This window comes from uncultured Campylobacter sp., from assembly GCF_937997465.1.
Lineage (GTDB): Bacteria > Campylobacterota > Campylobacteria > Campylobacterales > Campylobacteraceae > Campylobacter_A.
This window is the reverse complement of sequence record NZ_CALKTQ010000212.1, coordinates 1-8,446: the sequence shown is the minus strand read 5'-3', so window position 1 is coordinate 8,446 and position 8,446 is coordinate 1. Positions and strand designations below refer to the sequence as shown.

The following is an 8,446-nucleotide window of genomic DNA, read 5'->3' as shown; positions in this document are numbered from 1 at the left end:
CGGCTGTCGGAGGAGGGACGTAAAGATTTGAGCATAGATAAGTATTGAAACGTATTTAAATAGAGTGTATCAACATTAAATGGCATATAAATGCGTGAAAGTTAATTCTTTTTTTGTTTATTTTTGGAATTTGATTTTGTATTTTTTTTCTCTGTATTTTCTGCGGTCGGAGCAGCCTGCTCTGGGGTTGTCAAATTTTCATCCGGTTTTAAAAATCCCTCTTCTACCATCAACTCTATGGCCGCTTTAAATGTCGGTAGCGCACTCTGGGCGCCAAAATAATAATACGGCTTCTTTGGCTCTCTGGCTAAAACTCCTATCGTGTAACTGTTGCCTTGTGAGTCGTAAACAAATCAAAAAAACGAGCCGTTATAGGTATTTGCGTAGCCACCGGTCGTGGCGATGTGTGCGGTACCTGTTTTGCCGCCGATTTCTAGGCCTTCTACCTTCGCTCTTTTGCCGGTGCCGATCTCGACGGTTTTTATCAGGATGCGCTTCATCCTTTCGGCCGCTTCTTGACTTATGGCTTCGACCGGTTTTGGGTCGTTTACGACGAAAAATTTGCCGTCTTTATAGAGCGAGTCCACGACCTTTGGCGTCACCATTACGCCTTTGTTATTAAATACGTTATACGCCTTTAAAAGCTGGATAAAAGTCGCTTGCAAACCGTATCCGTAGCTGATCGTAGCTTTGTAAATTTGCGAATTTAGCTTGGCTACGGGCGGCATATTTCCGACCTGCTCGTATGGCATATCGATGCCGGTTTTTTGTGTGAAGCCGAAATTTAAAAGCCCTGAGTAAATTTGAGAACCGTCTAGGCGCTGGGCGATTTGTATCATGCCGATATTTGAGCTGTATACAATGATATCCTCAGCCGTGAGAAATGGCTCTGGGTGCGTGTCTTTTATTGTGCGTTTGCCCAGCTGGTAGACGCCGTTGTAGGTGTTTATCCGCTCGAGCGGATTGATTTTGTCGTTTGCTAAAAGAAGGGCGAAAATAAACGGTTTAAATACCGAACCGACCTCGTATGCATACTCGGTTGCTGAGGAGTTTAGTGACTTGTAGTCTTGTTTTCTGATGTTTGAGGGGCTATATCTAGAGGTGCTGGCAAGCGCTAGTAGGCCGCCTGTTTTTGAGTCCATTATGCCTACGATTATCTCTTTTGCGTTTAGAAATTCTTTCTTTTCGTCGATGATCTGCTCTAGTCTGGTTTGCAGTTTAAGCGAGGCGTTTAAGATGATATCGTATCCGTCCACGCGGTTAGCCAAATTTGAATCGCTCGTAAGAATGATGTTGTTTCCGATATCTTTTGGGCCTAGCAGTTTTGCGTCTTGGATCGAGGAGATGTAGTATTCGTAGGCTTTTTCTACGCCTTTTACGCCCTCGGTTTTAGTGATACCGTCTTTTTCGACCTTTTTTACGTAGCCTATCATCGGAGTGAGCGCGTCGGCGGCGACGTATTGCCTGCTTTCGCCGCTTTCTACTATGCTCATATTACGCAGTATTGCAGCACCGGTATTTGGGTCTTCGTAGGGGATAAAGATTTTTTTTCTATACAGCTTTTTTGATAACTCCTGTAGATACGCCGCGCCCTTGGCGTCGATCTTATAGGATAGCGTAACGGCGCCTTTTTGGCTGTTGATGATTTTAGTTACGCGCTTGATATCGTCGCCGCTATATATACAGTAAAGTTTGATAAATAGATCTTTTTTATCGGGGTCGATGTTTCTAGTATCTACCATCACTTTGTAGAGCTTTTGGCTACCTGTGATGCTAAAGCCGTCTTTTGTTATTATGTTGCCGCGTAGGGCCGTGTTTATGTCGCTAGTTTCTAGTTTTGGCAGTCGTCTTTCGATATTTGCTCGGTAAAAGATAACTGCCAAAAATATGCAGATAAAAAACAGAATAAACGCAAATAAAGCGATTGTTTTTGATTTTCGCTGATTCAAGGTTTAAATTTGCGTTCTTGAGATTTCTTTGTATGCGCTTAGGGCCTTATTTCGGATCTCTAGCATGAGTTTCATCGACGTGTCAGCCTTGCCGATGGCGATGGCTGCTTGATGTAGATCTTTTACCTCACCAGTGGCTAGATCGGCGATGGCTTTATCTGCGTTGATTTGTATCTCGTTTAGCTCTTTTAGCGAACTATCTAGCACGTCGCCGAAATTTAACTCGCCTTTTTGATTTTGCAGAGTCTTTGCTTCTTTTTTTTCAAACGGTGAAGCGACCGAGCCGATTTTATCTATATTTGTCATAAAATTTAACCTTGTAATAATTCTAACGCGCTTTGAGCGATCGTTTTAGCCGACTGAAATGCCGAAACGTTTGCCTGATAGGCGCGCGTGGCTTCGATCAAATCCGCCATTTCGATGACTGGATTGATATTTGGGTACGCTACGTAGCCCCTCGCGTCGGCGTCGGGGTGAGACGGATCGTATTTTAGCTTAAAATCCTTATCGTCGCGCACTATCTTGTCAACTACGACGCTCATTATAGCAGGTTTTGCGTCTTTTGTATAGAATTTATCGTCTAGCGGATTTTCGTATTCGAGCAAGCTATGTTTTTTCGCCACTTCGTCGTTTAGTACGCTATCAAAATCAACCGCCTTAAATATCACCTCGCGGCGTCTATACGGGCCGCCTTCCGCCGTTCGCACGGTGTTTGCGTTGGCGATGTTGGAGCTAATGACGTTCATCCTAAAGCGCTGGGCGCTTAGTCCGTATCCGCTGATATCAAAGTCGCTTAAATAATTACTCATAATCTATCCTTAAATTTTGCTACTAGCGTCGATAACGTTTTTAAATATCTGGCCGCTTTGTCTCATGGCGCGATCAAGCGCGGTTACCATTATCGCATTTTTGCTAAGCTCGGTCGTCTCGACGTCTAGATCGACTGTGTTTGCGTCGTTTCGCGCCATGTGTCCGTCGCGTAAAAATATCGTCGCCCCGTTTGACGCCGGAAAATCCACGCGAGGAAAGTGCGCGCCGTCCGTTTGCGCGAGTTTTAAAATTTTATTTTCGTCTTTGCCGTAGATTTCTTGCGCTGTTTGCGACAGAGCCGCTTCAAACGCGATGTCGCGGGCTTTGTAAAAAGGCGTATCGATGTTTGCTATGTTGCCAGAAATCATTTGCTGGCGTAAATTTCTGCTTGCCAGCGCGCTTTCTACGAGCGGTTTTGATTTTGAGGTTTGGATACCTGCGAACATTTTCTTGCCTTTTTTATCTAAATTTTACGAGATAATAAGCAAAAGACGTTCCAAATTTAGGGTAAATTTTTAAATTCGCTAAACCCGCTCGGCTGACTTTTTAGTTCGTTAAATTTGGCTAAAAACTCGCTTCGCTTCATCGCTTTTGCGCCCATAAATTTTAGATGATCGTTCATAACCTGACAGTCGATGAGAAAATCAAACGGCTCTAAAGCGCGGCAAAGCGCTATGAGAGCGACTTTTGACGCGCCGGTTTTTAGGCTGATCATACTCTCGCCGCAAAAGACCTTGCCGAAAATTTGCCCGTAGAGCCCACCCGCCAGCTCGCCGTCCTCATAAACCTCTACGCTGTGCGAGACGCCGAGACGATGTAAATTTGCATAGGCGCTCACGATGTCTCCCGATAGCCACGTTGGTTCGCGTTTTTCGCGCTCGCTTTTGCAGATTTTTAGGAAATTTTCAAAGTCATAATCAAACCGTACTTCAAATTTTTTAAGTGCGGGTTTTATGCTTTTTTGCACGCGCACTTCGCTTGGAATCAGCACCGCGCGCGGGTCTGGCGACCACCAGTATATGGGCTCGCCGGGTAAAAACCAGGGGAAAATGCCTTTGTCGTAAGCTTGCAAAAGAGCATCGGCGCTTAGATCGCCGGCCGACGGCTAAAGGCGAGTTTGCGGGGGCGTTTGCGGGGTCTGGGAAGTTATAAATTTTTTCCAAATTCGACCCCGCGACCGCTTATTTTGTGGCTTCAAATTTAAACGCCAGCTCGCCGTTTTTTAGCGCGATATTTGCTACGCCGCCGTTTTTTAGCGCGCCGAAAAGTATCTCGTCGCTAAGCTTAGTCGAGATCTCGTCTTGAACTAGGCGTTTTAGATTTCGCGCGCCGAATTCCTTGCTATAGCCTTTTTGCCAGAGGTATTTTTTGGCTTCGGCGGAGGCTTTTATGACGACTTTTTTCTCGGCGAGGCTTGAGTTTATCTCGTTAATTATCTTTTGCGCGATGAGGCTTAGCGCGTCCTCGCTAAGGTCGTTAAAATGCACGATTTTATCGATGCGGTTGCGAAACTCGGGACTGAAAAATCCCTTTACCGCCGAGTCTGCTTTGCCGCTTTCATCCTTGCTAAAGCCAAGCGTCGGAGCCTCTTTTGAGCCCAAATTTGAGCTCATTATGATGACGGCGTTGCGAAAATCGCTCTTTGCGCCAGTGTTATCGGTGAGGCTTGCGCTGTCGAAAATTTGCAAAAAGACGTTTATCATCTCGTCGCTTGCCTTTTCGATCTCGTCAAATAAAATCACGCTATAGGGGTGCTTTTTAACGGCGTTTGTGAGTATGCCACCCTCTTCAAACCCGACATATCCCGGAGGCGCGCCGATGAGACGCGAGACGCTGTGCTTTTCCATGTATTCGCTCATATCAAACCGCTCGAAATGCACACCCAAATTTCGCGCTAGAGCCGCGCTTAGCTCGCTTTTACCCACGCCGCTTGAGCCTGTAAATAAAAATACTCCAACGGGCGCGTTTGGCTGCTTTAGCCCCGCGTACGAGCGCTTGATCGCCGCTACTAGAGTGTCTATGGCTTCGTCTTGACCGAAAATTTCAGACTTTAACCTCTGGGCTAGATTTTTCAAATTTGCCGCGGCGTCAGATTTTAGATTTGTATCCGGGATATTTGCCATCTTGCTTAAAACCGCGCTTAGATCGGACATTTTTACGGTTTTGCTTCTGTTTTGCAGAGCTAGGGCCGCGCCGACCTCGTCGATGAGATCGATGGCGCTATCGGGTAAAAATCGATCGTTTAAGTATTTTTTGGCTAGCTCCACGCTTTTGGCTAAAATTTCGTCGCTAAATTTGACACCGTGAAAGCTCTCGTATTTGGCGCGAAGCCCTTTTAATATCTCGACGCTCTCGTCCGCGCTCGGCTCTACGACGTCGATTTTAGCAAATCGGCGCGCGAGGGCTTTTTCTTTTTCAAAAAAGCTGCGATACTCCGCGTACGTCGTCGCTCCGATGCAGCGAAGCGAGCCGTTTGCGAGAGCCGGTTTTAGTAAATTTGACATATCAAGTCCGCCGCCGTTTGTAGCTCCCGCGCCTACGATAGTGTGGATCTCATCGATAAAAACTATCGCATCTTCTTGCTCGGCTACCTCGTCCATCACGTCTTTTAGGCGTTTTTCAAAGTCGCCGCGGTACTTCGTGCCCGCTATCATCGCGCCGATATCCAGGGCAAAAATTTGCGCTTGCTTTAGCCGCTGCGGCACCTCGCCGCTTGCGACTTTTAGCGCGAGCCCCTCGACTACGGCTGTTTTGCCCACGCCAGCTTCGCCTACTAGGATTGGATTGTTTTTCTTGCGGCGGCTTAGCGTTTGCATTAGCCTTGTTAGCTCGTTTTCGCGCCCAATGATCGGATCGATCTTGCCATCGGCGGCTAGTTTGGTTAAATTCGACGAATATTTGGCGAGGTTTGGGAAGCTTTTAGCGCGAGCCTGCTTATCGTCTTTTGCGTGGTGTTTGATCTTTTGCGGATCGACGTCGTAAAATTCTAAAATTTTAGCCCCGTACGTGTCGCCTCTGGCCGCGATTTTAAAGAGCAAATCTCTGATACCGACGTTTTTATCTTTTAGCTCGGTGTTTAGCTCTTTAAAAATTTGCTCCAAAAGCACCGTCATGCGCGGCTGTTTGTGGTGCGGGACTTGTTCGTTGGTTTGCAAAAGATAGTTTTTTAGATCGCTTTTTAGTCCCTCGACGTCGGTTAGACCCGCGTCAGCCAGGATATCTCTAGTCTCTTCGTTTAAATTTACTAGCACGAAAAGCACGTGCTCGCTAGTTAGATACTCGTGAAAATTCGAGTAGGCAAACTGCCCGGCCTTTTCCAAAAGATAGCTTAAATCCGAGTCAAACATCATTTCCTCCTCTTTGCGCCTTTTGCGCGCCCGTTTTTGCGGGCTATTCTTCCTCGACGACGGCCTTTAGCGGGTAGCCCGCGGCGGCTGCGGCTTTTAGCGTTTGGTTTTGTTTGGTTTGGGCGATCTCTTTGTTATAGACGCCGGCCACTCCGCTGCCTTCGTTGTGGATTTTTAACATCACGGTTACCGCGCTTTGGGCTGTGTGGTGAAAAATCTCGACCAACACGCTCACGACGAAATCCATGCTCGTAACATCGTCGTTTAGTAAAACAACCTTAAATTTACGCGGAAAATCGGGTTTTTCCTTAAGGGCGACGTCTCGCTCCCGCTCGGTGGCGGTTTTAGCGGGCATTTTTTATTCTTTCAAAATCCTTCGTCATCGCGTCTAGATGGATGCCGCCTAGATAGTATTTCACGCCGAATTTTCCGCTATCTACGTCGGTTAACTCCTGATATACGCCGCCTTTTAGCACCATTTTTATCGGTACGCTCTCAAGCCGCTCGTATTTTATATCCTCTAAAATTTGCGCCGAAAGCTTGTCGTTTGTCTTTATATCGTTTGAGATAAAGTAAAAGGCGTTGTATTTTTGCGCGAAGTTTTCCACTACGTACTCGTTCGTGACGTTTTCAAAGTGTGTGAGTCCCACGATCGTAAAGTCGTTTAGATTGTCGATTTGAAATTTGGTGAGATCGGGAGCTTCTTTTTGACACGGCGGACAAAACGTGCCGAATATATCAAACATCAAAATTTTATCCTCGTCGCCCTTGATAACAAAGCCGCCCTCGACGCGCTTTAGCGTGAGGTCTTTGCCAAACACGCTCTTTAGCGCGATCTCCTCGCCCGTTTTATAGCCCTCTATCTTTACGGGAGCCTTCGCCGTCTCGTCCTCGCCGCAGCCTGCTAGAAATATCGCGCAGGCCAAAGCCGCCAAAATCGCCTTGATGGTTTTTTTCATATTATTTTCCTTGTTTTGATCTTAGTTCAGTTATGCTTTCGCCGCCAAATCCGTAGTCGTCGGTGCTAACTTCCTCTATCACGATGACGGTTCTGCTCACGTCGCGCTTTAGCGTATCGCCTAGCAGCTTCGTCACGCCTGCTATGAGTGCGCGCTTTTGCTCGGCGCTTACGGCCTCTTTTTCTTTTGTGATTTTTATATTTACGTATGGCACGTTGTTTCCTTAGGCGTATTTTTTCATCGCCGCACGCGCTTCTTTGTCGGCTTCTTTGCGTTTTATCGTCTCGCGTTTATCGTGCAAATTTTTACCTTTTGCCAGCGCGACCCGCGCCTTTACGATGTTTTTGTCGTTTAGATAGAGCGCTAGAACGACTAGCGTGAGGCCATCTTGCGTGACTTGACCGAAAATTTTATCTATCTGCTTGCGGTGCATCAGTAGCTTTCTCGGAGCCCGCTCGTCCGGGCGAAACGCCGAGTGCGTCGTATTTAGATGGCTGATGTGCGCGTTTAGTAAAAACAGCTCGCCCTTTATCACGCGCGCGAAGCTGTCTTTTAGGTTTGCGCGGCCCGCCCTTAGAGCCTTTACCTCGCTGCCCTTTAGCACGATGCCCGCCTCAAAGGTCTCGATGATGCTAAAGTCAAACAGCGCCTTTTTATTTTTGGCTAAATCCTTACCCATTTTTTACCTTTTTATTTTAAGAAAAACACGCTCGCGCCGCTGCCGCTGAGGAAAAAATCTTTAAATTGATCCATCTGCGGATAAATTTTAAAACACGGCGCAAAAAGATCGTTTAGCTTGCGATTTTCGTATCGCTCCAGTAGCTGTGCAGTCGTCATCTCGCGCATTTTTGCCGCCGAATTTACATCGATACTATCCATAAAATTTGCCCTAAATTCGCCGTAAACCGCAGGCGTCGAGCAAAATACGTCAGGCGTTAAAATTTCAATCTCCGGCACCTCGTCGCCAAAATCGCTTATTATCTCGCCGATACCGCTAATGTTTGCCGCCTCGAAATCGCTAGCGAAAAACGCTACGTCCGCTCCGATATTCGCGCCTATTTTCATCAAATTTTCGCGCGTCAGTTTTAAATTTAACTCCTCGTTCGCCATCTTTAAAAACGTAGCCGCGTTTGAGCTGCCTCCGCCTAGACCCGCGCCTAAAGGGATTTGCTTTTTTATCACGATTTTATGCGAGGCGAAAAACTCGTCCAGCTCGTTTTTAAATCCCGCTTTTTCCAGCTCAAATTTAGCCTTTAAAATGATATTATTTTCGATATTTTCGTTATCGCACTCAAGCGCAAAGCCGCTAGATTTTTCAAAGAAAATTTCGTCGTAAATCTCGCGCCGCAAAACAAAGCGAGAGACGATCTCGTGGTAGTTG

The 8,446-nt window shown here is 46.6% G+C and carries 10 protein-coding genes and 1 pseudogene; all 11 read right to left on the bottom strand.

Features of this window, described 5'->3' with window-relative positions; all coding sequences use genetic code 11:
- Positions 1 to 101: 101 nt before the first annotated feature.
- A pseudogene (locus Q0546_RS07070) lies at positions 102 to 1,949 on the bottom strand (penicillin-binding protein 2).
- 3 nt (positions 1,950 to 1,952) lie between these two features.
- Positions 1,953 to 2,255 (bottom strand): flagellar hook-basal body complex protein FliE, encoded by a 303-nt coding sequence (gene fliE / locus Q0546_RS07065; protein WP_009495241.1) that lies wholly within the window; start codon positions 2,253 to 2,255, stop codon positions 1,953 to 1,955.
- 5 nt (positions 2,256 to 2,260) lie between these two features.
- Entirely contained in the window at positions 2,261 to 2,758 is a 498-nt protein-coding gene (flgC, locus tag Q0546_RS07060) for a flagellar basal body rod protein FlgC (RefSeq protein WP_298791703.1), read from the bottom strand.
- 9 nt (positions 2,759 to 2,767) lie between these two features.
- Entirely contained in the window at positions 2,768 to 3,205 is a 438-nt protein-coding gene (flgB, locus tag Q0546_RS07055) for a flagellar basal body rod protein FlgB (protein ID WP_002950896.1), read from the bottom strand.
- Positions 3,206 to 3,261: 56 nt separating this feature from the next.
- A complete protein-coding gene (gene aat / locus Q0546_RS07050) occupies positions 3,262 to 3,831 on the bottom strand; it encodes a leucyl/phenylalanyl-tRNA--protein transferase (RefSeq protein ID WP_298791701.1) in 570 nt (189 codons plus the stop codon).
- Positions 3,832 to 3,940: 109 nt separating this feature from the next.
- Positions 3,941 to 6,106: an AAA family ATPase gene (locus Q0546_RS07045; protein WP_298791699.1), complete on the bottom strand. Its 2,166-nt coding sequence runs from the start codon at positions 6,104 to 6,106 to the stop codon at positions 3,941 to 3,943.
- 43 nt (positions 6,107 to 6,149) lie between these two features.
- The gene (locus Q0546_RS07040) at positions 6,150 to 6,461 is read right to left on the bottom strand and encodes an ATP-dependent Clp protease adaptor ClpS (protein ID WP_298791697.1); all 312 of its coding nucleotides are present in this window, start codon (positions 6,459 to 6,461) and stop codon (positions 6,150 to 6,152) included.
- Entirely contained in the window at positions 6,451 to 7,065 is a 615-nt protein-coding gene (locus Q0546_RS07035; protein ID WP_298791695.1) for a TlpA family protein disulfide reductase, read from the bottom strand. The genes Q0546_RS07040 and Q0546_RS07035 overlap by 11 nt, the downstream gene beginning before the upstream one ends.
- Before the next feature lies 1 nt (position 7,066).
- Positions 7,067 to 7,279, bottom strand: a complete 213-nt coding sequence (locus tag Q0546_RS07030) for a 4-oxalocrotonate tautomerase family protein (RefSeq protein WP_298791693.1) — start codon at positions 7,277 to 7,279, stop codon at positions 7,067 to 7,069.
- Between the two features lie 9 nt (positions 7,280 to 7,288).
- Complete coding sequence (gene smpB / locus Q0546_RS07025) at positions 7,289 to 7,744, bottom strand: SsrA-binding protein SmpB (RefSeq protein WP_009495234.1); 456 nt, start codon at positions 7,742 to 7,744, stop codon at positions 7,289 to 7,291.
- A gap of 11 nt (positions 7,745 to 7,755) precedes the next feature.
- On the bottom strand, positions 7,756 to 8,446 hold a 691-nt coding region (locus tag Q0546_RS07020), incomplete at its 5' end, for a 4-(cytidine 5'-diphospho)-2-C-methyl-D-erythritol kinase (protein ID WP_298791691.1).

Excerpts from the sequence above, each read along its gene's own strand:
- fliE (WP_009495241.1), bottom strand. The coding sequence starts at position 2,255 with ATGACAAATATAGATAAAATCGGCTCGGTCGCTTCACCGTTTGAAAAA.
- flgC (WP_298791703.1), bottom strand. The coding sequence starts at position 2,758 with ATGAGTAATTATTTAAGCGACTTTGATATCAGCGGATACGGACTAAGC.
- flgB (WP_002950896.1), bottom strand. The coding sequence starts at position 3,205 with ATGTTCGCAGGTATCCAAACCTCAAAATCAAAACCGCTCGTAGAAAGC.
- Q0546_RS07045 (WP_298791699.1), bottom strand. The coding sequence starts at position 6,106 with ATGTTTGACTCGGATTTAAGCTATCTTTTGGAAAAGGCCGGGCAGTTT.
- Q0546_RS07040 (WP_298791697.1), bottom strand. The coding sequence starts at position 6,461 with ATGCCCGCTAAAACCGCCACCGAGCGGGAGCGAGACGTCGCCCTTAAG.
- Q0546_RS07035 (WP_298791695.1), bottom strand. The coding sequence starts at position 7,065 with ATGAAAAAAACCATCAAGGCGATTTTGGCGGCTTTGGCCTGCGCGATA.
- smpB (WP_009495234.1), bottom strand. The coding sequence starts at position 7,744 with ATGGGTAAGGATTTAGCCAAAAATAAAAAGGCGCTGTTTGACTTTAGC.